Here is a 23,353-nt window from a genome sequence, read left to right on the forward strand (position 1 = left end):
CCCCCTTTTCCAGGTCGCGCAGCAGCGCTTGCGCCGTTGCGGGCCTGCCCTTTTCGGCACGCCGAGGGTTACCCTGCCGTCAAAGGTCGAACTTCAGTTCGGCCACCACCGTCCGCTGCGTGTACGGGTGGAACGCCCAGTACTTCTCGCCGCCCAGGTTGTCGATCCCCAGCGCACCGCTCCAGTGCGCGTCGAAGCGGTAGCGCAGCCGCAGGTCCGCCACCAGGTAGTCCGATACGCCCATGTAGGTCTGCCCGTTCGGGTCGCTGTTGTCCAGCGTGCCGTACTGGCGCCCGCTGTAGCGCGCGCCCAGGGTGCCGGTCCAGCGCTCGCCGAAGCGGTACGAGGCCAGCGCGGTGGCGCGCCAGCGCGGCACGCGCGGCTGGCGCTTGCCCACCGACGCCGGCAAGGCGTCGTTCGCCACGATGCGCGAGTCCGCATACGTCAGGCTGCTGTTGAACGAGAGCCCGCGCAGCCACAGGTCATCGGCCTGCTGCGCCAGTTCCAGCCCGTTGGTGCGCACCCGGCCCACGTTCTGCACCGTGTTGACGGTGGCCGTCAGCGGCTGCGAATACAGCGCATCGCGCGTCGTCTCATGGAACAGCGTGGCACGCAGGCTGCCGCTGCCCGTGATTCGCTCGGCCGTCAGCTCGCCCGTCCACGAGCGCTCCGCGCGCAGGTTCGGGTCCGTGTTGACGATGCGTTCGTCGACGATGGAGCCCTGGAACAGCTCGGCGGCCGTCGGGTTGCGCACGGCGCGGCCGGCCGATGCCTTGAGCGTCCACTCGTCGCTGGCACGCCAGGCCAGCGCCGCCTTGGGCGACCAGCTCGTCTCGCTGCGCGCACCAAACGGCACCAGGCCGCCGCCGGCCGCCGACATCTCGCCGCCGAACGCGCGCCAGCGTTCCAGCCGCGCACCCAGCGTGGCTTTCCAGGCGTCGTCGATGCGCCAGGTGTCCTGCCCATACATGGCTTCCAGGCGAGTCTGGCCATTGAACGTCGACACCGGCCGCCCCGTCGTGCCGCGGATCCAGTCGGCGCTGTTGACGACGCGCGTGCGCAGCCGCGCCGCATCGCGCTGCACGCCCAGGTCGACGACGTGCGCGGCGTTGGGCCGCCACGTCCCCTTCAGCGCCACCGTGTTCCAGCCGCTGCCGTGCATGTCCGTGACGTTGCCGGCGCCCCTGGCATCCGGTCCGGCGACGAAATCGGTGGCCGTGCGCGCGCGGTCCTTGCGGTAGTCGTAGCGGCTGTAGGCGAGCTCCCAGTCGAAGACATCTTTCGCATGGCGCTTCAGCGACAGCCCGTGCATCACGTGTTCCAGCTCGCCGCGCGCGGGGGCGAAGTCCGACGGCAGCAGTTGGTAGCGCCGCCCGTCCACATCGATGGTGCCGCTCGTGACGGTATTGCCAGCCACATCGCGCAGGTAGGACGTGCTGCGCCGCTCGGCATCGTTGTGCCACCAGCCCAGCGTGTAGCTGGCGCGCAGTACCGGCGACACGTCGTATGCCAGCTTGACCTTGGCGTGGTCCTGCACCGTGCGCACCTGGTTGGTCGCGCCCAGGATCAGCCAGTCGCGCCCGGACGGATTGCGGTCCGCCACCGCGCCCGTGACCGGCGTGGCCGGGCCAGGGCCGGCCGCGGTGCCGGCCGAGAGCGGCTTGTTGGCGAAGCCGATCGGCTGGCCGTCGCTGTCCAGGCGCGACACGTCCACCCACCAGGCGAAGGCGCCGGCGCGGTCGCCCAGCGATGCGCTGCCCTGGGCGCCGCGGTAGTCGGCGCGCGTGGCGTACTGCTTGAACCGCTGCGTGAAGCCGCTCACCCGCACGTGCCCTTCCAGCTTGCGCGGCATGCGCGTCTGGTAGTCGACCACCGCGCCCACGGCGTTGCCGGGGTACGCGGCCGAGAACGGGCCGTACAGCACGTCCACCCGCTCGATCTCCTCCGGCGTCACCATGCCCCAGCGCGGCGTGTAGGTGGCGCCGTTGCCCAGCAGGTTGGACAGCAGGATGCCATCCGCGTAGACCAGCGAGCGGGCGCTGTTGCCCGTGCCGGAAGCGCGGCTGGCCAGTACCGCATGGTCGTAGTCGCCCGCGAAGCGCTTGCGCACGTTCAGGCTGGGCAGGTACTTCAGCGCATCCTCGCTGTCGGTGGCATTGATGCGCTCCTCGATCTGCTGCGCCGTGATGCCCTCGATCGTGGTGGGGATCTGCGCCGGCAGCGACGTGGGCCGGCCGCCGTTGACCAGCACGACGTTCAACACCTGGGCCCCCGCTGGCGCCACCGCCAGGAACGTCAGGCCGAGCGCCGCCCTTGCCGCCGCGGCGGCAAACTTGTAATCCGTTTGCATGGGACCTCCGTCAGTGACCGGCGTGCGGACTGTAGGTCAGCGGGCGCACGGGCACCTGTACCTCGACATCCGTGCGCTTGCTGTCCTTCGACTCGATCACGAGCGTGACGGGAATGCTCTCGCCTTCCTTCAACTGGCGCTTCAGTCCCATCAGCATGACGTGGTAGCCGCCGGACGCCAGTTCGACGGTCTTCCCGGCCGGGAGGTCGATGGCCGCGACGGGCGCCATCGACATGCGGTTGTTCTCCATCGACATGCGGTGCAGTTCGGCCATGTCGGCCACGGGACTGCGCACGCCGACCAGGCGCGCGTCCTGCTTCGACTGCAGGCGCATGAACGCGCCGGACGATTTCGCGGCGGGTACGGTGGCACGGGCCCACGGCTCGGTCACGGTGACCTGGGCGATGGCGGGGATGGCGGCAGCGGCCAGCACGGCCGCGAGCAATACGGAAATGGACTTCATGGTTGACTCCGAAAATGTGTGGAAAAGCGTGGACACAGATCAGGCGTCAACGGGCGGCCCGCGCGGATGCGCGGCCACCCAGGTCTCCAGCGGACGGGGAGCGTGGTAGAACAGGAAGGGCCGCGCGGCCGGCATGGCGGCGAACGGCAGCGGCAACGCCGCGGCGGGCGGCAGGCCCAACGCGCCGGCATGGGCCAGGCAGTAGCCGCAATCGGTCATCGGCGCGGCGGCATCGTCGCCTGGCGGCGGGGCCGGCCGGCGGCGGTCCGTCAGCGCCAGGAACGTGGCTTCGTCCAGCACGCCGTGACCCGTCAGGCGGGTGCCGTCGTTGCGGCAGATTTCCCAGGCCGGGCCGGCATGGCGGCCATCCGCCAGCGCCAGCGCATGGGAGACGGCGGGCGCGAGCGCGTTCAGCAGGATCGCGCAACAGGCGATCCAGACATGCAGCAGGCGGCGGGCGCGGGATTTCATGGCAGCGATTATAGTCCTGCGCCGCCGGCGTGTCGCGCGGCTCCCTGCTGCAAAATGCCTGGGCAGGCGGTAAGATGCCGGGTTCAGCGAAAGGACTTATCATGCCCGACCATCCGGATATCGTCATCGACCGCGCCATCGAGCGTCACAAGATCGTGGGCGCCGTCGTGCTGGCCGCGCGCGGCGGCGAGATCGTCTACCGGCGCACTGCCGGCTGGGCAGACCGCGACGGCGGGCGGGCCATGACGCTTGATGCGCTGTTCCTGTATGCGTCGATGACCAAGCCGCTGGTCGCAGCCACCGCGCTGCGCCTGATCGACCAGGGCTTCCTGCAGCTGCACGACACGGTGGCGCACTGGCTGCCGGCGTTCCGCCCCGCCCTGCCCGACGGCTCGGTGCCCGACATCACGCTGCACCACCTGCTGACCCACACGGCGGGGCTGTCGTACGCGTTCATCGAGACGGAGGACGGGCCCTACCGGCGCGCCGGCGTGTCGTCCGGACTGGACCAGCCGGGCCTGTCGCTGGCCGAGAACCTGGCCCGCATCGCGGCCGTGCCGCTGGCGTTCGCGCCCGGCAGCAGCTGGCGCTATTCGGTGGCGATGGACGTGCTGGGCGGCGTGCTGGAAGTGGCCAGCGGCAAAGGCCTGCCGGCGCTGGTGGAACAATACGTGACGGGCCCGCTGGGCATGGCCGACACGGGCTTTCGCGTGGCCGACCGGGACCGGCTGGTGGTGCACTACCTGAACGACAAGCCGCAACCGCGGCCGATGGAAGAGGACGCGGCAACGCGCTCCGGCGTGGGCATCGCCCGCTTCGCGCCGCGCCGCATCTTCGATCCCGACTCGTACCCGTCCGGCGGCGCCGGCATGGCCGGCAGCGCGCCCGACTTCCTGCGTTTCGTGCTGGCCCTGCGGGACAGCCACCGCGACATCCTCGACGTCGCCCGCGTGGACCGCACCGGCACGGGCGCGGCCACGCAAGGCGCCGGCTGGGGCTTCGGCTACCTGGGCGCCGTGCTGGGCGACCCGGGCCCCACGCACACGCCGCAGCAGCCGGGCACGATCCAGTGGGGCGGCGCCTACGGCCACTACTGGTGCTACGACCCGGTGCGCGACTTCGCCGTTGTCAGCATGACCAACACGTCGTTCGAGGGCATGTCCGGCACGTTCCCGCGCGACCTGCGCAATGCGCTGTACCGGGCCTTCGGAGGAGTCTAGCGCTCGCTCTTCCAGGTTTCGCGCTCGACCTGCACGGTCTCGACGCCGTCGGTCAGCCAGATCTGGCCGTCCTGGATCGTGCACTGCAGCTGCATCGTGCGCTGCGCCATCTTCGCCAGCGCCTCGGTGGCCTCGGCCGGCAGGTTGACGACGGACAGGTTCTTGGCCCGTTCGACCTTGTTCGCGATATTCTTCCACCAGATCGGGCTGGCCGTGCTGTAGCAGTAGACGATGACGTGCTCGGAGCGCCCGCAACCCTTCAGGATGCGGCGCTCTTCCGGCTGGCCCACCTCGATCCACAGCTGGATCGCGTCGGTCAGGTCCTTGTCCCACAGGTCCGGTTCCTCGACGTCGAACATGCCCTTGGTGAAGGCCAGCGAGTCGTTGGCGTGGATGGCGAAGGCCAGCAGCCGCACCATCATGCGTTCGTCCGTCTCGGACGGATGGCGCGCCAGCGTCAGCGTGTGGGTGCCGTAGTAATTGCGGTCCATGTCCGCGATGGACAGTTCCGCCTTGTAGATCGTTGCCTTGAGTGCCATTGAGTCTGAATCGTTATTTGAAGATGACGGTGCGGTCGCCGTTTTGCAGGATGCGGTGTTCGACGAACCACTTGACGGCGCGCGCCAGCACGACGCATTCGACGTCGCGGCCGATGGCCGACAGCGTCTCCGCGTCCATCGCATGGTCGACGCGCTCGACGTCCTGCTCGATGATCGGGCCTTCGTCCAGGTCGCCCGTGACGAAGTGCGCGGTGGCGCCGATCAGCTTCACGCCGCGCTTGTGCGCCTGCGCATACGGGCGCGCGCCCTTGAAGCTGGGCAGGAACGAATGGTGGATATTGATGGCCTTGCCCTTCAGGCGCGCGCACAGGTCGGGCGACAGGATCTGCATGTAGCGCGCCAGCACGACGAGGTCGATCTGGTGCGTGTTCATCAGGTCGACGATGCGTGCTTCCTGCGCCAGCTTGGCCGCCTCCGGCGCGCCGGTGGCCAGCGGCAGGTGGTGGAACGGGATGTTGTAGCTGGCCGCGAGCTGGTAGAAGTCCATGTGGTTCGACACGATGGCGGGGATCTCCACCGGCAGCAGGCCGCTCTTGTAGCGGAACAACAGGTCGTTCAGGCAGTGGCCGATCTTCGACACCATCAGCAGCACGCGCGGCTTGGCGTGGGCGTCGTGCAGGTTCCACTCGAGGCGCAGCGTGTCGGCCAGTTGCGCGAACTCGGTGCGCAGCGCGGCATCGCCGACACCCGCGTCCTCGGCCGCGAAATGCACGCGCATGAAGAAGCGCTGCGTCTCCTGGTCGCCGAACTGGGCGGAGTCGAGGATGTTGCAACCGTGCTCGGCCAGGAAGCCGGATACCCGGTGCACGATACCGCGCTGGTCGGGGCAGGAAAGCGTCAGGATGTATTCGGGATGCGTCATGGCCGTGCTCAGTTCTTGTCAGGTCATCAATAAGGGACAGTATTGTCGCACGAACGGTCCGGGTGGCGAAAAAGGCCGGGGCGCCGCCCGAGCGGCGCGCCCCTCCGATGGCAATACTTCTATACTGGACCGACGTAAGCAAGGCAGCTGCCGCGCCGTCTTACCCGCATGGCGCGGATTTCCCCACCCATCACAGGAGCCACCCATGACGAACGAATCCGACAAAGCCATTCCCCTGCCGACGAGCGAAGACCACCCCGCCGCGCGCATGCCGCGTGCCGGCCACTCGACAGTCAACGACGCCGTCGCCCTGCTGACGAGCGACCACGACAAGGCCAAGCAACTGTTCCGCGAATACGAGCGCCTGGCCCGCATCGGCGACATCAGCCTGAAGGCGGATCTCGCGCTGCAGATCTGCATGGAACTGACGATCCACACGCAGCTCGAGGAGGAACTGTTCTACCCGGCGTTCCGCAGCGAAACGGGCGACGAGAAAATGGTGCAGGAAGCCATCCAGGAACACGCCGAGGCCAAGGAGCTGATCGCCCATATCCAGGGCATGTCCGGCGACGACCAGGACCTGGACAGCACGATGGCGCTGCTGCGCCGTGCCATCGAACACCATGTGACGGAAGAAGAGCAGGAAATGTTCCCGAAGGCGCGCCAGTCCGACGTGAACCTGGCCCGGCTGCGCGAGCAACTGGCCGACCGCAAGGAACAGCTGGAACATGACATGGGCGCGGCGCCCCTGCGCAGCGGCACCCGCGAGGCCGTGGGCGAACGGTCGGCGGTGGGCAAGGCCGACTCGTAAGGGCCGGCGGCAGGAACTTCTGCCGCCTCCCCTCCTCTAACCAGGCGAAGCGGCGCAACGCCGCTTCGCGGGCCGGGCATGTCGCCTGGCCCGTCAATCTTGCGAGAGGGGTAGAACATGGCTACAAATCAGGTCGATCGGGACCGCGGCACGGACGCAGGTAACGTGAACAGCGCCGGCGGCGGCAACAGCCAGCGCGGCGACAGCGGCACGGGGCAGAAAAGCACGGCCAAGCGTGGCTTTGCCGCGATGGACGAGGCCACGCAGCGCCAGATCGCCAGCAAGGGAGGACAGGCCGCACACCAGAAAGGCACGGCGCACGAGTTCGATTCCGAGGAGGCGCGCCGCGCCGGCCAGAAAGGGGGCGAAGCCGTCAGCCGCGACCGTGAGCACATGGCCGAGATCGGCCGCAAGGGCGGCGAAAGCCGCCAGTCCGCCAACCGGGGCGCCCGCCAGGGTGCCAAGGAAGACAAACGCTGAGCAGGCAACCGCCGAGTCAGCAACCGATCGCCGGTGCCACGAGCGCTGGCCGTCTCCCGCCATGCCGGACCTCCTGGTACCCGGCGCGGTGGGCGCTGCTGTTCGTGGGCCACCTCTCCTGTCACGCTTCGCCGGTTCACATGCGGGTCAACGCTACACGCGGCAAGGTGCCGCAAGGCCCTCCGCGCCCCATCGGCCGGGGCGTAGCGCGATGAACCGATGCGGCGCACCGTTCAAAACGCGATTTTATTGTCTGCGTTACAATGAATTTCAGTTTCCTTCACTACTGAATACTCACAAACGACGAGGCAGACATGAACGAACAATTCGACAAACAACAGAACCAACAGAAGCCGAGCGACGACCTGAAGACCCCGACCGACCTGGGCAAGAAGGCGCGCAAGGACGTGGCCGAAGGCCTGAACGCACTGCTGGCGGACACGTTCGCCCTGTACGTGAAATGCAAGAACTTCCACTGGCACGTGAGCGGCCCGCACTTCCGCTCGCACCACCTGCTGCTGGACGAGCAGGCCGCCGCCATCTACGCGATGCTGGACCCGATCGCCGAGCGCGTGCGCAAGCTGGGCGGCACGACGATCCGTTCCATCAAGCACATCTCCCAGCTGCAGCGCATCCAGGACAACGACAAGGAATTCGTCGACGCGACCGCCATGCTGGAAGAGCTGCGCAACGACAACCAGTCGCTGGTGAAGTCGATGCGCGATGTGCACGCCGTGTGCGACGAGGACAACGACATCGCCACCGCCAGCCTGCTGGAGAACTGGATCGACGAGGCCGAAGAGCGGATCTGGTTCCTGTTCGAGTCGACCCGCGGCGCTTGAGGGGTTGGTGATGGGTTGGGGTCTGTCCCTGCAAGGGACTGACCCCGAAGTTCGGTTGCATGACCGGACAGGCAAACTTCAGGGTCAGTGCCCGTGGGACAGACCCTATGCGACCCCGACAATCACGCTGCTGGCCTTGAACACGGCGGTCGCCGCGATCCCTTCCCGCAGCTCGAGCGCTTCCTCGCTGTCCCGCGTGACCGTCGCACCGATCGTGCCGCCGCCCGGCAGCGCAATCGTCACGTCCGAATTGACCGCCCCCGTGCGCACCCGCGCGATGGTCCCGGCCAGCCGGTTGCGGGCCGACAGCCGGCCCGCGTCGCCTCCCACCGCCACGATGATCGACGACGCTTTTACCAGCGCGAATGCCGCCACGCCGGGCGCGAGGCCCAGGCTGACGGTACTGTCGTGCGTGACGATGGCGACGATCTGCTGCCCGCCGACGATCGCCAGCGTCACTTCATCGTTGACGGCGCCGGTCACCACCTTCGTCACGGTGCCGGCAAACTGGTTGCGTGCGCTGGTTCTCATGCTCATGGTCCTGATCAGGTCGAGATCGGCCAGCGCGTCGGCGCTGCCGTCGTGCTGGCTGTCGAGATGGTCGATGAAGCGGTGGTGCGCCGCTTCCAGCCGGCGGAAATTCTCGACCAGCTGCACGCCACGCGGCGTCAGGCGGGTGCCGCCGCCGCCCTTGCCGCCAGCCAGCCGCTCCACCAGCGCGGCGCCGGCCAGGTTGTTCATCGCCTCGACGGCATCCCAGGCGGCCTTGTAGCTCATGCCGACGGCCCTGGCGGCCTGCGTGATCGAGCCGTGCGTGCCGATCGCCGCCAAAAGCGCGACGCGGTCAGGGCCACCCAGGTGCTGGCCGTCCATCGTCAGCCACAGCTTGCCCTGCAGCGCCAGCTTGCCCGCGCTCACAGGAAGCGCTCCCCGACGATGGCGCCGTCCGCCATCGTCAGCACCTGGCCACCAAACGTGGCCGCATCGTCCGGATCGTGCGTGATGAGGAGCATCGGGATGTCCAGGCGGCGCTGCAGCGCATCGAGCTCGGCGCGCATGCGCACGCGCAGGGCCGGATCGAGCGCGGCAAACGGCTCGTCCAGCAGCAAGGCGGCCGGTTCCGCCACCAGGGCGCGCGCCAGGGCGACGCGCTGGCGCTGGCCGCCCGACAGCTGCTCCGGCGCCTGCTGCGCGACCGCGTCCAGCTCGAACGCATGCAGCCAATAATCGACGGCGGTACTATCGGCGCGCCGGGGCGGATTGCGCCAGCCCCGCTGCAGGCCGAAGGCGATGTTCTGGCGTACGTTCAGGTGCGGGAACAGCGCGTAGTCCTGGAACAGGTAGCCCACCCGGCGCCGCTGCGGCGAGACGTCGATGCGCGCGGCCCGGTCGAACAGCACCCGCCCGGACAACTCGATGCGGCCCGCGTCCGGCCGCGCCAGGCCGGCGATGGCTTTCAGCATCTGGCTCTTGCCCGCGCCCGAGGCGCCATAGATGACGACACGCTTGCCCTGCGCCACGAAGCGCGCGCGCAGGTTGAAAGTGCGGGCGCCGGCGCGCAGCGTGCTGGCGATGTCCACGCGGATGCTCATGCGGATAACCTCCGTCCGGGCGCCAGGCGGCTGGCCAGCACCAGCACCAGCACGCACGTGACGGACGTGATCAGCACCAGCAGGTTGGCCGTGTCGTCCTGGCCGGCCTGTACGGCTTCGTAGACGGCAATCGACAGCGTCTGCGTCCGGCCCGGGATGCTGCCGGCCACCATCAGCGTGGCACCGAATTCGCCCATCGAGCGGGCGAAGGCCAGCAGCGTACCGGCCAGGATGCCGCGCCATGCCAATGGCAACGTCACGCGCAGGAACACGCCGGCTTCGGAGACGCCCAGCACGCGCGCGGCCTGTTCCAGCTGCACATCGACGGTCTCGAAGGCCGCGCGGGCGCCCTTCAGCACCAGCGGAAACGCGACGATGGCGGCGGCGATGACGGCAGCCTGCCAGGTGAAGATCAGGTTGATGCCGAACGTGTCGTGCAGCCAGCCGCCCAGCGGACCGTTGCGGCCGATGACGACCAGCAGGTAATAGCCCAGCACCGTCGGCGGCATCACCATGGGCAGCGTCAGCAGCGCATCGAGCAGCTCGCGGCCGGGAAATCGCCCGCGCGCCAGCAGGTAGCCCACCGCCGTGCCCAGCACCAGGTCGATGCCGGTCGCCCACAGCGCCACCTTCAGCGACAGGCCCAGCGCGGTCAGTGCCGGTTCCGTCATGGCCGGTCGGCGCCAATACCGGCGCGGGAGGCGTGCCTGGCCTGCGGCGCGGACGTGAACGGGAGCGTGGACATGGTAAACGGCAATCCGGGTTAGTGAAAGCGCAATATACCCGATTATATAGCGGTGCGCTGTAGTCACTTCGGCCGGGTGCGCGCTGCCGGTTGGCTCGCGCCGACATTGCCTCGTTGGCAACGGCCCTGCTAGAATCGACCACACCGACCGCCACCATCCCCGGCCGTCGTCACGCTGCGCCGCTCCCGCCCGGGACCGGCCGCCGCCAGCCCACCCTGCTGGCTTGTGCAGCCCGCGCGCCGACCCGCCGCGCCCAGAGCCTACCCATCCACCATTTCACCACCGAGCAAAGGAACGACCATGCCCATTCCGTCCCATCACGCCCGCGTGCAGGAAGCCTGCACCACCGACGCCACCCGTTCCGCCGCCAGCGCGGCCGCGGGCCAGGACGCGGCGGCGGCGCGAGCGGCGATGCCGATTGCGCAGCCGGTCATCGAAACACTGGACGCCCTGCTGCCGGCGGAACCCCTCTTGATGATGGGCGCGGGCCCGGTGCCGATCCCGGCGCGGGTGGCCCATGCCAACTCGATCGTCATCAACCACCTGGGCGACACGATGGCCCGCATCATCGCGCAAGTGCAGTCGATGGCGCGCTACGTGTTCCAGACCGAATCGCCGTGGATCCTCGGCGTCGCCGGCCCCGGCTCGGCCGCGATGGAGATGAGCATCACCAACCTGGTGTGGCCGGGCACCAAGGTGCTGTCGGTCTGCAACGGCTACTTCAGTTCGCGCTTTGCCGAAATGGCGCGGCGCGTAGGCGGCGACGTCGAGATCCTGGAAGTGCCACTGGGCGAAGTCGTCGACCTGGCGCAGCTGGAGGCGACGCTGGCGCGCGTGCGCCCGGCCGTGCTGACGCTGGCCCATGGCGAGACGTCGTCCACCACGTTCAACCACCACCTGGCCGACATCGCGCGGCTGGCCCGCGCGGCCGGCTGCCTGGTCGTGGCCGATGCCGTCTGCACGCTCAGCACGACGCCGCTGCTGATGGACGAATGGGACGTTGACGCCGTCGTCACGGGCGGCCAGAAGGGGCTGTCGTCGATCCCGGGCGTGTCGCTGATCGCGCTGTCACAACGGGCGTGGGAGCGCATCGAGAGCCGCCCGGCCGCCCCGCCGCACTGGTGCCTGGATGCCAAGCTGGCGGCGCAGTTCTGGCACCACGCCTCCTACCACTACACGGCGCCCGTCTCCGGCATCCTGGCGCTGCACGAGGCGCTGCACCTGATCTGCCAGGAGACGCTGGAGCGCCGCTTCGCTCGCCATGCGGGCTGTTCCACGGCGATGCAGCGCGCCATCGAGGCGATGGGCCTGACCTTGTACGGCCAGCCCGCATCGCGGCTGCATTCCGTCATCGGTATCGAGGTGCCCGCCGGGATCGACCGCAAGGAAGTCTGCGCGCACATCTCGCGGCGCTACCGCGTCGAGATCTCCGGCTCGTTCGGCCTCGACATCGTGCGTATCGGCCAGATGGGCGAGCAGTGCCGCGCGCACCACCTGTTCCGCACCCTGCACGCGTTCGGCTCCACGATGCGCGACCTGGGTGCCCACGTCGACCTGCCGGCCGGGGCGGCGGAGCTGGAGCGCTCGCTGCAGCAGGTCGGCTACGACGCGGCTTGATGCGGCAAGCGGTGACAGTCGCTAATGCCGCTAAGTAAGGCGTAGAGGTCCGCGAGCCGCTGGCTTTTCCTGAAACCCAAGACCAGGAACTGGGGTCAGACCCGCCGGGTCTGACCCCGGCCCTTCGCCGTAGGGGTGGCTTATGGTTCTTAACTTAGCGGCTTCAGGGGCAGTCACCCATTAACAAATGGCGACTGTCACCTGTTCATGCCATGGCCTGCGCTGCACAGGCTTACCCCCGCGTCGCCAGGGCCACCACCGCGGCCCCGGCAGCCACCACCAGCGCGTCCTCGATCAGGCCGCTGCGGGTCTGGCCGATGGTTGCCATCGCTTCCTTGCGCTTCGCCAGGGTCAGGTAGGCCAGCGGCACGGCGGTCGCGACCGCCAGTGCGGCTCCGGTCTTTTCCTGGCCCCGCGGCGCCAGAGCCGCGCCGGCAATCCCGGCGCTCATGACGCGCGCCAGCAGGCCGAGGAACACGGTGCGGTCCGGCGCCGTCTTCATCTTGTCGCCGGCCAGTTCGCCCACGCCCATGGCCAGCGCGCCGTACTTGAACAGGGGCCGATCGAGCAGGAACAGTTCGCCCGGCGTGTCGCGCCTGGCCAGGCGCGCGGCGGCAATGGTGGCCATCGGCGTCATCGAGCGGGCGCTGGCGACAGCGCCGATCAGGGCGGAAGAAAGCAGGCTGGGCATGGGATGTGGCTCCGTAAACGATTTGTCGATCGCTCAACTGTAGCGGCCACGGCCGGGTCGTGTCGCCCGCTACACCGGCAACTGCTCGATCGTCAGGCCGCCCTGCAGCAATGGCCGCGCCAGGATGCGGTAGACATCGACGTCGAAGCGCGCCGGCGCCTTGCCTCGCGGCCGGCGTGTACCCAGGTAGCACCAGTTGTCGACCAGCTGGCGCTGGCGCAGCCCGTCGGACTTTTCCACGATGGCGATGGGGCCGGGATACGGCCACGGCGTCACACGCAGCGGCGCGAGCGCGGCCTGCACGCGCTCGGCATGGTCGGCGGCGCTTTCCTCGCCCGTGCAGGCGCCCTGGCAACGGCGGATCTGGCGCGCGAAGCACGGCCTGCCCTTTTCCAGGCCCGTCATGACGGAGCACAGCCCCGCATCCTGCGCCAGGGTGCGCAGGGTCTCGCGCGCCGCCTGCGGCGTCTGGAACAGGCCGAACAGGCCGTCGGTGCGGCCGAAGTCGATGTCCTTCGCGAACACCACCTCGGGCAGCGGCGCGCCCAGGCGGATCGAGCACATCTCGCGGATGCGCCGCAGCTTGCTGTTGAAGACGGGCTGGTGGGCCTTGATCAGTTGCGCCTCGCGCAGCAAGGCGCCGATCTCGCCGCCCGTGCGTTCATGGTCGATATGGCGGGTGCGCGCCAGCATCTGCGCTTCGTCAAGCGTGCGCAGGTGCGACAGCACGCGCTGGCGGATATTGACGCTCTTGCCGATGTAGACGGGCACGCCGGCCTCGTCGCGGAAGATGTAGATGCCCGGTTGCGGCGGCAGCGCGTCGATGCAGGCGCGCGGGATATGCGACGGGGTGCTGAAGTTCAGTGCGGGATCGGCGCAGACCAGGAGCCCCACCGAATTGACGTGGGTGTGCATGGCGCCATGATACGGCGCGGCGCGGCTGTGGTACAGTCTCGCCGCCATGAATTCGTCCGCCCAGCACCCGTTTGACCCGCCCCTGAAATACCTCGGCGCCTACCCCGACCACCTGCGTACCCAGGTGGCGCAGCTGCTGGCCCAGGACCGTCTCGGCGACATGCTGCTGCAACGTTATCCGAAAGCCCACGACGTGCGCAACGACCGCGCGCTGTACGACTACGTGCAGGACCTGAAGACGGAGTTCCTGCGCAATGCGGAGCCGATCAACAAGGTCGCCTTCGACAACAAGATCCACGTCATCAACCACGCGCTGGGCCTGCACACGTCGATCTCGCGGGTCCAGGGCGGCAAGCTGAAGGCCAAGCACGAGATCAAGGTCGCGACGATGTTCCGCGACGCGCCGCTGGAGTTCCTGCGCATGATCGCCGTCCATGAGCTGGCGCACGTGAAGGAAAAGCAGCACGACAAGGCGTTCTACAAGCTGTGCACGTACATGGAACCGAACTACCACCAGTACGAATTCGACGTGCGCGTGTACCTCACGGCGCTGGAGCATTCGGGGCGCAAGCTGTGGTGAGCGCCCGTGCTCGTTGCGCCGCCCTTACAGCGGCGGGCGCTCGCGCTTGACCCAGGCCTGCACCGTCGGTCGCTGCCACTGCCGCTCGGCATATTCGCGCAGCCGCGGCGGGACGGGATCACCGTTCAGGATCAGGCGATGCAGCATGACGGCCAGGTCGACGTCGGCCAGCGACCATGTGCCGCACAGGTGCTCGGCGCCTTCGGCCAGCAGCGCATCGGCGGCGCTGAACAGCTTTTGCGCGGCCGCTTGCGCGGTGGGCGACAACGGCGCGTCGCTCGGCCCGTAGAACACGACCAACGTGGAGCGCTCCTGGCGGATCGGCAGCAGGTCGCTGCGCAACCAGGCCTGCACCTGGCGCGCGCGCGCCTTCAGTTTCGGGTCGGCGGGGTACAGGGGCGCGCCTGGATACACCTCGTCCAGGTATTCCGTGATGGCGGACGACTCGCTCAGTTGGAAGTCGCCGTCGACCAGGGTCGGCACCCGCTGCGTCAGCGATTGCGCGGCAAAATTGGGCGCATGCTGTCCGCCCGCGTCCAGGTCCACGGTGCGCACGTCGAAGGGAATGCTCTTTTCCTGCAGTGCGACAAAGACGGACATCGCATAAGGGCTGGTGTATTGACTGTCGACGTATAACAGCATCGGCTGCTCCTGGGTTGGAATGGCGTTGTTATCGAAACTTCAATCATAACACCCTTGCCATCCAGGCTGGAACCCACCACGCGTCGACTTGGCGACGTCAGGTGTACAGCGCCTGCGCCGGTGCCATGGCGCGCATTTGCGCCAGCAGGTCCTGCGGCGCATCGGCCACCAGCATGCGCGCCGCGTGTTCCGCGCCGATAAAGCCTTCGTCGCGGGCGTGGCCGATAAAGGCGGCCAGGCGGTCGTAGAAACCGCCCACGTTCAACAGGCCCACGGGCTTGTCATGGATGCCCAGCTGGCCCCATGTCAGCATCTCGAACAGCTCTTCCAGCGTGCCCATGCCGCCCGGCAGCGCGATGAAGCCGTCCGCCAGGCGCGCCATCATGGCCTTGCGCTCGTGCATGTCCTTGACGATGAACTGGCGCGTCAGGCCCGTGTGGCCCACTTCCCGCTCCACCAGCGCGTTGGGGATGACGCCCGTGACCTCGCCGCCCAGGCGCAGCACCTCGTCGGCCACGATGCCCATCAGGCCGACCTTGCCGCCGCCATAGACCAGGGCCAGGTTTTGTTCGACCAGCGCCGCAGCCAGCGCGCGGGCGCCGTCGGCGTACAGGGGGCTGGCGCCGGGACGGGCGCCGCAATAGACACAGATGGCTTTCACTTGTTGAGTTTCTTCAGGTAGTCGTCGGACAGCTTGCGGAAGCGCTGCAGCGTCTCGCCGCGCAGATAGGGTTCGACCTGGGTCAGCACCTGGTAGCAGCCGCGCGCCAGCGCGTCCGCCATCGATTGCTGCTCCGTGTACTTGCGGGGGTTGCGCACGTATTCGTACGACAGCCAGTAGGTCGCCACCACCACCATGTTGGTGGCCATCGCCTCGATCGTCACATCCGATGCTTCCAGCGAGGCCTCGCTGCGCAGGTCCACGCACAGCTGCGTGGCCACCTTGATCTTGTGCGCCAAGATCTGCTTGAAGTGCAGCTCGAGCTTGCGGTTGCGCGACAACAGGTCGTTCAGGTCGCGGTAGAAGAAGCGGTAGCGCCAGATCAGTTCGAACATCAGGTGCAGGTACTGCCACACGTCTTCGATGTTCGAGCGGCGCCCGCTGGGCACGTGCAGGATGCGCTCGATCTCCTGCTCGAACTGGACGAAGATCGAGTTGACGATGTCGTCCTTGTTGCGGAAATGGTAGTACAGGTTCCCCGGCGAGATATTCATCTCTTCGGCGATCACGGTCGTGGTGATGTTCGGCTCGCCGAATTCGTTGAACAGGCGCAGCGACAACTCCAGTATTCGTTCGCGTGTGCGTCTTGGGGCTTTTTGTAGCATGGGGCCAGTGTTTTCCTGTTATTTCTGTTATTGCTCCTGCAAGGATAACACCGATGGCGCTCCCGCTGGAACCGCCGGGCCCTCACCCGTCGCGTTTCGACAGCTCCGCCACCTGCCGCCGCAGCCCCGCCACCTCGTCTTTCAGCGCTTCCAGCTCCTGCCGCAGCGGCAAGGTCGCGGCCAGCGCCGCGTGGCGCACCTGCTCGTCCATGCCATCGTTCGACGCCACCAGGCGCGCGCCCGGCCGAGCCGTGCCTTCGCGCGCGCTGCGCACCGCCGCGCGCAACGCCTCGACCTTCTTGCGCCGCGCCGCGAACGCGTCAACGCCCGCCTGCCACACAGTCGATTTCACTTTTTTGGCCATGGTCCCCTCACGCCGCCTGCATCCGCGCGCGCGCCTGGCCGTGCAGCCGGAAGCCCTCGCGGATGTTTTCACGCAAAACGGCACCCTTCCACGGCTTCGTATAGAAGCGGTCGATGGCGCCGCGATTGATCGCGGCCATGATCGGCGTCAGGTCCGCATAGGCCGACAGCATGATGCGGAACGTGTCCGGGGCCAGGTTCTTGACCCGCTCCATGAACTCCGTGCCGCTCATGTTCGGCATGCACTGGTCGCACAGGATCACCTGGACGCGGTAGCGCGCCAGGATGTCGAAGCCTTCGGCCGCCGTCTGCGCCGTCAGGATGCGGTAGCCGTCCTGCGCCAGGAAGTCCGACAGCACGTCCAGCATGAACGCGTCGTCGTCCACGATCAGGAGGGTCGGTTGCTCGCGCTCCTGCTCGTCGTCGGTCGGCGTCTGCAGGTAGCGCCCTTCGCGCAGCATCGCCTCGAAGTCCTCGGCCGGCACGGGGCGGCTGAAGTAATAGCCCTGCATCTCGTCGCAGTCGTGCCGGCGCAGGTAGGCCAGCTGGGCATCCTTCTCGACGCCCTCCGCGATGACCTTCAGCTTCATGCTGTGCGCCATGTTGATGATGGCCAGCACGATGGCCGCGTCGTCCGGATTGCTCGTCACCTCGCGCACGAACGCGATGTCGATCTTCAGCTTGTCGATGGGGAAGCGCTTCAGGTAGGCCAGCGACGAGTAGCCGGTGCCGAAGTCGTCGATCGAGATCTTGATGCCCAGTTCCTTCAGGGTCTGCAGCACCGTGATGGTCTCTTCCGCGTTCGACATCAGCGAGCTTTCCGTCAGTTCCAGTTCCAGCAGCTCGGGCGGGATGTCGTGCTCGCGCAGCGCCTTCAGCACCTCCTCCTGCAAGCCGCCCACGAAGAACTGGATGCCCGACACGTTGACCGAGAGCTGCACGGCGCCCGCGCCCGAGGCCTTCCACTGGGCGATCTTGCGGCACGCCTCGTGGATCACCCACGCGCCCACGCGCACGATCAGGCCCGTCTCTTCCAGCAGCGGGATGAACAGCGCCGGCGACACCATGCCGTGGCCAGGGCGGTTCCAGCGGATCAGCGCCTCGGCGCCGCTGATGCGGCCCGTGGCCAGGTGTACCTTGGGCTGGAAGTACAGCACGAACTCGCCGTTGTCGATCGCGCGGCGCAGCGCGTTCTCCAGGTCCAGCCGGGCCAGCGACTGCGCGTTCATCTCGGCCGTGAAGAAGCGGAACGCGTCGCGCCCCGCTTCCTTGGCGCGGTACATGGCCGTGTCGGCAAACTTGATCAGCGTGTCCGCATCCGCGCCGTCGTCGGGGAACACGGAAATGCCGATGCTGGCGGTGACGGTGACTTCATGGCCCTTCAGGTCGAACGGCTGGCGCATCGCCTCGCGGATCTTGTCGATCACGGGCAGTGCGCTCTGCACGCCTTCGGGCAGCATCAGGATGGCCGCGAACTCGTCGCCGCCGAAGCGGCCGATGGTGTCGCGCACGCGCAGGCAGTCCACCAACCGGCTGGAGAACTGGCGCAGCAGCTCGTCGCCGATGGTGTGGCCCAAGGTGTCGTTGATATTCTTGAAGCGGTCCATGTCGAGGAACAGCACGGCCAGCGCCCAACGGTGCTCGGCCGCCTGCACCAGCGAATGCGTCAGCGATTCGTACAGCTGGCTGCGGTTGGGCAGGTTGGTCAGCGTATCGAAGTGGGCCAGCTTGAGCAGGCGGCGCTCCGCTTCCTTGCGCTCCGTGATGTCGCGCGCCACGGCCACGAGGATCCAGTTCTGGCCCGAGCGCAAGGTGCGCCGCTGCACCTCGACCGACAGCAGCGAGCCGTCGCGCCGGTGCACCAGCAGCTCCGTCATGGCGCCGCTCTGGTCGCCCGCCAGCAGTTTTTCGTACAGCTCCGCCAGCTGGGCGGGCGCGCTGCCGCGGTCGCGCTGGCCCACCAGCAGGAAATCCTCGCGCTCGTAGCCCAGCATGCGGCAGGCCGTCACGTTGACGTCCACAAAGCACATGTTGGCGCGGTCGACCAGGAAGATGGCATCCGCCGTCGCATCCATCGCCATGCGGAAGCGCCGCAGGTCTTCGGTCAGCTTGCTGCGCGCATCCATGTCCGCCTGCAGCTGCGCGTGGTTGCGGCGGATCTCGTCGTACAGCTTGAGGTTCTCGTAGGCCACCGCGACCTGCGCGGCCACCGTGACGGCCACGCGCTCGTCGACCTCGGAGAACTCGGGCGCGCCCATCTTGTCGGCCAGGTAGAGCCAGCCGTGCACGCGCTCGTTCGATGCGATCGGCACGCCCAGGAACGAGTGCACGGGTGGATGTTCGTCCGGCAGGCCAAGGTGGCCCGGATGACCGGGCAGCGCCGCCATGCGCACGGGCTGGCGCGACTGCATCACCTGGCGCAGCACGCCGGCATCCGGATTGGACGACAGCACGTGCACGTTCTCGGCGATGCCGCAGCAGCTGAAGTGGGTCAGCGAGCCGGCATCCTCGTCCAGCACGCCGATGCAGGCATAGCGCGACACGCAGATGTTCTGCGCCACGTTGCAGCCGATATCGAGCAGCCCTTGCGGCTCGCGCTTGGCGCCCAGGTCGATGCCCAGTTCGATCAGCGCCGTCAGGCGCAGGCTGACGGCCTGCAGGCTGGACAGGCTGTTCGACAGCCGCTGCGTCATCGTGTGCACGCGCTCCGTCTCGGCATCCCGGCCCTCCTTGCCGTCGTGGCGCGCCAGCTGCGTCAGGAGCTGGCTGGACGACTCCACCTCGTCCAGGTATTGCGCCATCTTGTTGCCGATATGGCCCAGCTGGTTGTCGTCCGGCGGCTGCGGCGCGAAGTCCAGCAGGGGCGGCGCTTCCTTCGCGCCCAGCGCCTCGTGCACGGTGCCGAGGATGATGTCGGGGTCGGACGGTTTCGGCAGCACCCAGCGCACGCCGCATGCCTCGGCGACGGCGGCCGCTTCCTTCTCGCGGTAGGTCGCCGTGTAGAAGATGATGGGCACCTGCGCGGTGGCGGGATTGTTGCGCACCCGCGCCACCAGCTCGTAGCCGTCCATCTGCGGCATCAGGATGTCCGAGATGATCAGGTCCGGCTTGTCGTGCTCGATCAGCTTGAGCGCCTCGGTGCCGCTGGCCGCCTCCATCAGGCGGTAGCCGGAGAACCCCAGCAACGTCATCAGGAACTCGCGGTTCAGCACATGATCGTCGACGATGAGGATCGTTGCGATGTCGTCTTGTTCAGGGGGCGACATCTCCCCCGGTAAAAAAGACTCGATCTGGGTAACGAAGCTGTCCGGTTCGATGGGCTTGCCGATGTAGCCGTCGAAGCCCGCCGCCAGCAGGCGTTCGCGGTCCCCCACCATCGCCAGCGCTGTCACGGCCAGCGCGGGAATGGCGCGCGTGCCCGGATCGGCCTTCAGGGCGGCCACCACGCCGTAGCCATCGAGCTTGGGCAGGTGGACGTCGCAGATGATGAGGTCGGGTCGTTCGCGCCGCGCCACCGCCACCCCTTCCTCCCCGTCCGCGGCGCTGAGCGGCGTGTACCCGAATGCCCGCAGCAGGTACACCATCAACTCCATATTGGTGGGATTGTCTTCTATGATGAGGATCCGTGCCGACACGTTCGCACTCCTGTAGTTACCTGGGCACGCCCCTGCCGCTGGCATGGTATGCGGGCCCTTATCGCGGGCATGCGCCCTCCCCGTCCTGTCAGTATCCCCTATTCCGCTGGCACGCGATGCACGAAAGCCGCGCGCGCACGGACCGTCCGTTCTGTGTCGGACGTGACCATGTTTCCAGCAATCAATATAGTCTAGCGGATGGTTTCGACGCCGTCAAAATCTCGTCGAGTATCGTGCGCAACACTTGGGGATGGCTGCCCAGCGCGACGTGGCCGATGCCGCCCAGAGCCACGTTGCGGGCGCCCGGCAACTGGCAGGAAGCCTGCGGCGCGATGATGTTGTCGTGCCACGTCCAGATGGACGTGATCAGGGCCCGCCGGCACCGGTCGTCGCGGTCGAGCTGCGCCAGCCACGGCGCGCCGCGCCGCATCTGCGCCGCGTTGGCGCCGATGCCCAGCGCCGCCAGCGCCGTGCCGAAGTGCGGCGTGCCCAGCGTGATGACGCGTGCCACGCGCGCTTCGGCCGCCGCGCCATGGCGGCGCAGCCAGGCCCGTGTGACCAGGCCGCCCATGCTGTGCGCGACGATGACGACCCGTGGCGCGCCCGTCGCCGCCAGCAGCCGCGCCACGCCGTCCTCGACCTGGCCGGCATAGTCGTCGATGGCGGCCGTGACGGGCTCCAGGTCGACGGCATCGTGGCTGATCCCCTGCGCCCGCAGCAGCCGGCGCAGCGCATGCCAGTAGCCGCCGTTGGCGCCGTAGCCATGTACCAGCAGCACCGGCAAGGCAGTGCCGCCCGGCGCCAGGAACGGTGCGGGCCGGTGCCGCAGCATGTGCCACGACGACGTCAGCATCGTCGCGCGAAATTCGGCCAGCACCACGCGCAGCCTGGCGCCGGCCGTCAGCCGGTGCGCGGCGGGCGTGGCACTGCCGTGGCGCCGGCTCAGGAGGAAATTGTTCGCGGTGATCGCCAGGCGCACCAGCACGACGGCCAGCAGCGCCAGCACGAGCGCGAGGTCGGCCGGCACGTAGGCCGTGGCGGCGTACCAGATCAGCAGCGCGCACACGACCTGCGCCACCATGATCGCCAGCAGGATGCGGACCACCATCGGACGCTCCTATCCCTTCAGTGTGCGGGCCAGGCCGGCGGCCAGCCGCGCCGTGATGCCGTAGATCGACAGCTGCGGGTTGGCGCCGATCGACGTGGGGAACAGCGAGCCGTCATGCACGGAGACGTTGGCCAGATGGCGGTAGCGGCCATCGGGCGCGACGACGCCATCGCGCTCGTCGGCCGCCATCGTGCAGCCGCCCATCACGTGCGCCGATGCCACCCGGGTCAGCAGCGGCGCCATCGGCAGTGCGGCGATGGCCGCCTTGGCCTCGGGCCAGCTGGCGTGGTGCCGGCCCATCTCGTGCAGCGGCAGTACCGCCTCGGCGCCGGCGGCGAACTGGATTTCCGCCATCGTCAGCAGCGCGCGCCGGGCGCCGTCCCACAGGTAGTCCGTCATTTCGTAGTCGAGCTCCGCAGTGCCGTCGCCGCGCAGGTGGACCTGGCCGCCCTGCGACCCTTCATGGAAGCCGTCGCGCAGCAGGGCCAGCATACCTTGCGTGTGGGCGAAGTGGCGCATCGCTTCCGCATGCGCGGCGCCGAAGCCGGCCAGGGTCGTGGACAGCAGCAGCGGGTGCAGCGGCGGCACCTCCAGCTTGTAGCCCACCGGCCCGTCGACCGGCAGCGTGTCGAGGAAGTCGTCGGAATAGACCGTCTGCGGCGCGCCCGCGTAGCCTTCCACCCGCTGGGCGAAGCGGGCCGCCGACACCAGCGTGGGATGCAGGAAGGTACGCTTGCCCAGCAGGCCATGCGGGTCGGGCGCATTGGAGCGCAGCAGCAGGCCGGGCGAATTGATCGCGCCACCCGCCACGACGACGTGGCGGGCCCGCACCGTGACCATGCGGCCGGTGGGCACGATGCCGTCCGCGCCCAGCGCCGCGACCAGCACGTGCTCGGCCTTGTCGCCACGCAGCACCAGGCGCTCGGCGCGCGCGCGCGTCAGCAACGTGGCGCCGCCCGCCAGCGCGGCCGGGATGGTCGTGATCAGCATCGACTGCTTGGCATTGGTGGGACAGCCCATGCCGCAGTAGCCCAGGTTCCAGCAGCCGTTGACGTTGCGGCGGATCGCGGCGGTATGAATGCCCAGCCGGCTGGCGCCCTGCCGCAGCAGGTCGTTGTTGGCGTTCGGCGGCGTGGGCCAGTCGGCGATGTGCAGGCGCTCTTCCATCCGTTCGAACCACGGCTGCAACGCCTCGACCGAGTAGTCCGCCAGGCCGTAGCGGCGCTGCCAGTGCGCCAGCGTCGCCGGCGGCGTGCGAAAGCTCGACGTCCAGTTCACTGTCGTCGAACCGCCGACCGTGCGGCCCTGCAGGATGTTGATGCCCTTGTCCTTCGTCTTGCGCGCGGCCGACTCCTGGTACAGCGCCGGATAGGCTTCGGCTTCGCGCATGCGGAAGTCGCGCGAGGACTTCAGCGCGCCCTCCTCGACGATGACGACGTTCAGCCCCGCGGCCGTCAGGATCTCGGCCGTGACACCGCCGCCCGCGCCGCTGCCGACGACGGCGACATCGGCCTCGATGACGCGGTCGTCCGTCAGCGTGGCGCAGTCGATCACCTTCCAGCCTGCCGCGACACCGGCGGCGATCGGGTCCGGGATGACGTTGGCGGGCGCGCTCATGCCGCCAGCTCCGGCATCGGACCGGGATAGCCGATGGCGGCCCAGCTGGACGGGTCGGCGTACCAGCTGCCGATGACGAGGTCGTGCAGCGCCTGGTAGCCCGCGCGCAGCTTGGCGAAGCGGTGCAGGCGCCACTCCTGCAGGAAGCTGTCGAGCTGTTCCGGGCTGGCGTCGCGCCACGCCGGCAGGCCTGCCAGCAGGCGCCGCGCGGGGCCAGGGCCAGCAGGCCGAACAGGTCCTGCAGCTCGCCTTGCGCCGCCAGCGGCAGGCCGGCGATGGCGGCCTTGACCCGTTCGACGGTGGCCTCGACGGCCTGCTGCCGGGCGGCGGGCGCGGCCGGCAGCGCGGGGCCCAGCAGCGCCGGCACGACGGCCGTCAACAGGTCGCGCCCGGCGGTGTCGAGGCTGAAGCGGGCGGGCGCGCCGTGCTGCAGGCCGCGGTACAGCGCGCCGCCGGCGACCA

General features: G+C 68.5%; 23 protein-coding genes. 6 read left to right on the forward strand and 17 right to left on the reverse strand.

Annotated elements, in window-relative coordinates; translation table 11 throughout:
- Positions 1-79: 79 nt before the first annotated feature.
- Genes PX653_RS11680 through PX653_RS11690 form a run of 3 tightly spaced genes read right to left on the reverse strand, consistent with a single transcriptional unit; the run spans position 80 to position 3,284 of the window.
- Positions 80-2,350 (reverse strand): TonB-dependent receptor, encoded by a 2,271-nt coding sequence (locus PX653_RS11680; protein ID WP_277418042.1) that lies wholly within the window; start codon positions 2,348-2,350, stop codon positions 80-82.
- A gap of 10 nt (positions 2,351-2,360) precedes the next feature.
- Positions 2,361-2,813, reverse strand: coding sequence for a copper chaperone PCu(A)C (locus tag PX653_RS11685; protein WP_277418043.1), 453 nt, complete (start codon positions 2,811-2,813; stop codon positions 2,361-2,363).
- 39 nt (positions 2,814-2,852) lie between these two features.
- A complete protein-coding gene (locus PX653_RS11690) occupies positions 2,853-3,284 on the reverse strand; it encodes a DUF2946 domain-containing protein (protein ID WP_277418044.1) in 432 nt (143 codons plus the stop codon).
- 101 nt (positions 3,285-3,385) lie between these two features.
- Here PX653_RS11690 and PX653_RS11695 point away from each other — a divergent pair, with 101 nt between their 5' ends.
- The gene (locus tag PX653_RS11695; protein ID WP_277418045.1) at positions 3,386-4,504 is read left to right on the forward strand and encodes a serine hydrolase domain-containing protein; all 1,119 of its coding nucleotides are present in this window, start codon (positions 3,386-3,388) and stop codon (positions 4,502-4,504) included.
- On the opposite strand, the gene PX653_RS11700 is transcribed toward PX653_RS11695, so the two are convergent.
- Positions 4,501-5,043 carry a YaeQ family protein gene (locus tag PX653_RS11700; protein ID WP_277418046.1) on the reverse strand — a complete coding sequence of 181 codons (543 nt, stop codon included), beginning with the start codon at positions 5,041-5,043 and terminating at the stop codon, positions 4,501-4,503. The two genes, PX653_RS11695 and PX653_RS11700, sit on opposite strands and share 4 nt — an antisense overlap.
- Before the next feature lie 13 nt (positions 5,044-5,056).
- On the reverse strand, positions 5,057-5,926 hold the full coding sequence (gene purU / locus PX653_RS11705) for a formyltetrahydrofolate deformylase (RefSeq protein WP_277418047.1): 870 nt from the start codon (positions 5,924-5,926) through the stop codon (positions 5,057-5,059).
- Positions 5,927-6,131: 205 nt separating this feature from the next.
- On the opposite strand from purU, the gene PX653_RS11710 reads away from it, so the two are divergent.
- From PX653_RS11710 to PX653_RS11720, 3 genes are all read left to right on the forward strand, one after another.
- The gene (locus tag PX653_RS11710; RefSeq protein WP_277418048.1) at positions 6,132-6,737 is read left to right on the forward strand and encodes a hemerythrin domain-containing protein; all 606 of its coding nucleotides are present in this window, start codon (positions 6,132-6,134) and stop codon (positions 6,735-6,737) included.
- A gap of 117 nt (positions 6,738-6,854) precedes the next feature.
- Positions 6,855-7,217, forward strand: a complete 363-nt coding sequence (locus tag PX653_RS11715; RefSeq protein WP_277418049.1) for a KGG domain-containing protein — start codon at positions 6,855-6,857, stop codon at positions 7,215-7,217.
- A 314-nt stretch (positions 7,218-7,531) separates the two neighbouring features.
- Entirely contained in the window at positions 7,532-8,059 is a 528-nt protein-coding gene (locus tag PX653_RS11720) for a Dps family protein (RefSeq protein WP_277418050.1), read from the forward strand.
- A gap of 105 nt (positions 8,060-8,164) precedes the next feature.
- On the opposite strand, the gene PX653_RS11725 is transcribed toward PX653_RS11720, so the two are convergent.
- From PX653_RS11725 to modB, 3 genes are read right to left on the reverse strand one after another with little or no spacing between them, the layout of a single operon-like run.
- Positions 8,165-8,932, reverse strand: coding sequence for a TOBE domain-containing protein (locus PX653_RS11725; protein WP_277418561.1), 768 nt, complete (start codon positions 8,930-8,932; stop codon positions 8,165-8,167).
- Positions 8,933-8,973: 41 nt separating this feature from the next.
- On the reverse strand, positions 8,974-9,651 hold the full coding sequence (locus tag PX653_RS11730; RefSeq protein WP_277418051.1) for an ATP-binding cassette domain-containing protein: 678 nt from the start codon (positions 9,649-9,651) through the stop codon (positions 8,974-8,976).
- On the reverse strand, positions 9,648-10,322 hold the full coding sequence (modB, locus tag PX653_RS11735; RefSeq protein ID WP_277418052.1) for a molybdate ABC transporter permease subunit: 675 nt from the start codon (positions 10,320-10,322) through the stop codon (positions 9,648-9,650). Before modB ends, PX653_RS11730 begins: the two co-directional genes overlap by 4 nt.
- 486 nt (positions 10,323-10,808) lie before the next feature.
- On the opposite strand from modB, the gene PX653_RS11740 reads away from it, so the two are divergent.
- A complete protein-coding gene (locus tag PX653_RS11740; protein WP_277418562.1) occupies positions 10,809-12,014 on the forward strand; it encodes a pyridoxal-phosphate-dependent aminotransferase family protein in 1,206 nt (401 codons plus the stop codon).
- Between the two features lie 232 nt (positions 12,015-12,246).
- Here PX653_RS11740 and PX653_RS11745 read toward each other — a convergent pair whose 3' ends face one another.
- Complete coding sequence (locus tag PX653_RS11745; protein WP_277418053.1) at positions 12,247-12,705, reverse strand: hypothetical protein; 459 nt, start codon at positions 12,703-12,705, stop codon at positions 12,247-12,249.
- 69 nt (positions 12,706-12,774) lie between these two features.
- The gene (locus PX653_RS11750) at positions 12,775-13,668 is read right to left on the reverse strand and encodes an endonuclease (RefSeq protein ID WP_277418054.1); all 894 of its coding nucleotides are present in this window, start codon (positions 13,666-13,668) and stop codon (positions 12,775-12,777) included.
- On the opposite strand from PX653_RS11750, the gene PX653_RS11755 reads away from it, so the two are divergent.
- Positions 13,667-14,200 carry a YgjP-like metallopeptidase domain-containing protein gene (locus PX653_RS11755; RefSeq protein WP_277418055.1) on the forward strand — a complete coding sequence of 178 codons (534 nt, stop codon included), beginning with the start codon at positions 13,667-13,669 and terminating at the stop codon, positions 14,198-14,200. The two genes, PX653_RS11750 and PX653_RS11755, sit on opposite strands and share 2 nt — an antisense overlap.
- Positions 14,201-14,224: 24 nt before the next feature.
- Here PX653_RS11755 and yfcF read toward each other — a convergent pair whose 3' ends face one another.
- The 7 genes from yfcF to PX653_RS11790 form a co-directional block, all read right to left on the reverse strand.
- Positions 14,225-14,842, reverse strand: a complete 618-nt coding sequence (gene yfcF, locus PX653_RS11760; protein ID WP_277418056.1) for a glutathione transferase — start codon at positions 14,840-14,842, stop codon at positions 14,225-14,227.
- Positions 14,843-14,939: 97 nt separating this feature from the next.
- Positions 14,940-15,503, reverse strand: a complete 564-nt coding sequence (locus PX653_RS11765; RefSeq protein WP_277418057.1) for an LOG family protein — start codon at positions 15,501-15,503, stop codon at positions 14,940-14,942.
- Positions 15,500-16,168, reverse strand: coding sequence for a TetR/AcrR family transcriptional regulator (locus PX653_RS11770; protein WP_107141551.1), 669 nt, complete (start codon positions 16,166-16,168; stop codon positions 15,500-15,502). Before PX653_RS11770 ends, PX653_RS11765 begins: the two co-directional genes overlap by 4 nt.
- An 82-nt stretch (positions 16,169-16,250) precedes the next feature.
- Positions 16,251-16,532 (reverse strand): hypothetical protein, encoded by a 282-nt coding sequence (locus tag PX653_RS11775; RefSeq protein WP_277418058.1) that lies wholly within the window; start codon positions 16,530-16,532, stop codon positions 16,251-16,253.
- 7 nt (positions 16,533-16,539) lie between these two features.
- Positions 16,540-20,166, reverse strand: a complete 3,627-nt coding sequence (locus tag PX653_RS11780; RefSeq protein ID WP_277418059.1) for an EAL domain-containing protein — start codon at positions 20,164-20,166, stop codon at positions 16,540-16,542.
- A gap of 181 nt (positions 20,167-20,347) precedes the next feature.
- Positions 20,348-21,274: an esterase/lipase family protein gene (locus PX653_RS11785; protein ID WP_277418060.1), complete on the reverse strand. Its 927-nt coding sequence runs from the start codon at positions 21,272-21,274 to the stop codon at positions 20,348-20,350.
- Positions 21,275-21,283: 9 nt separating this feature from the next.
- Positions 21,284-22,891, reverse strand: coding sequence for a GMC family oxidoreductase (locus tag PX653_RS11790; protein ID WP_277418061.1), 1,608 nt, complete (start codon positions 22,889-22,891; stop codon positions 21,284-21,286).
- Between the last annotated feature and the right edge of the window lie 462 nt (positions 22,892-23,353).

Source organism: Pseudoduganella chitinolytica (assembly GCF_029028125.1).
Lineage (GTDB): Bacteria > Pseudomonadota > Gammaproteobacteria > Burkholderiales > Burkholderiaceae_D > Rugamonas > Rugamonas chitinolytica.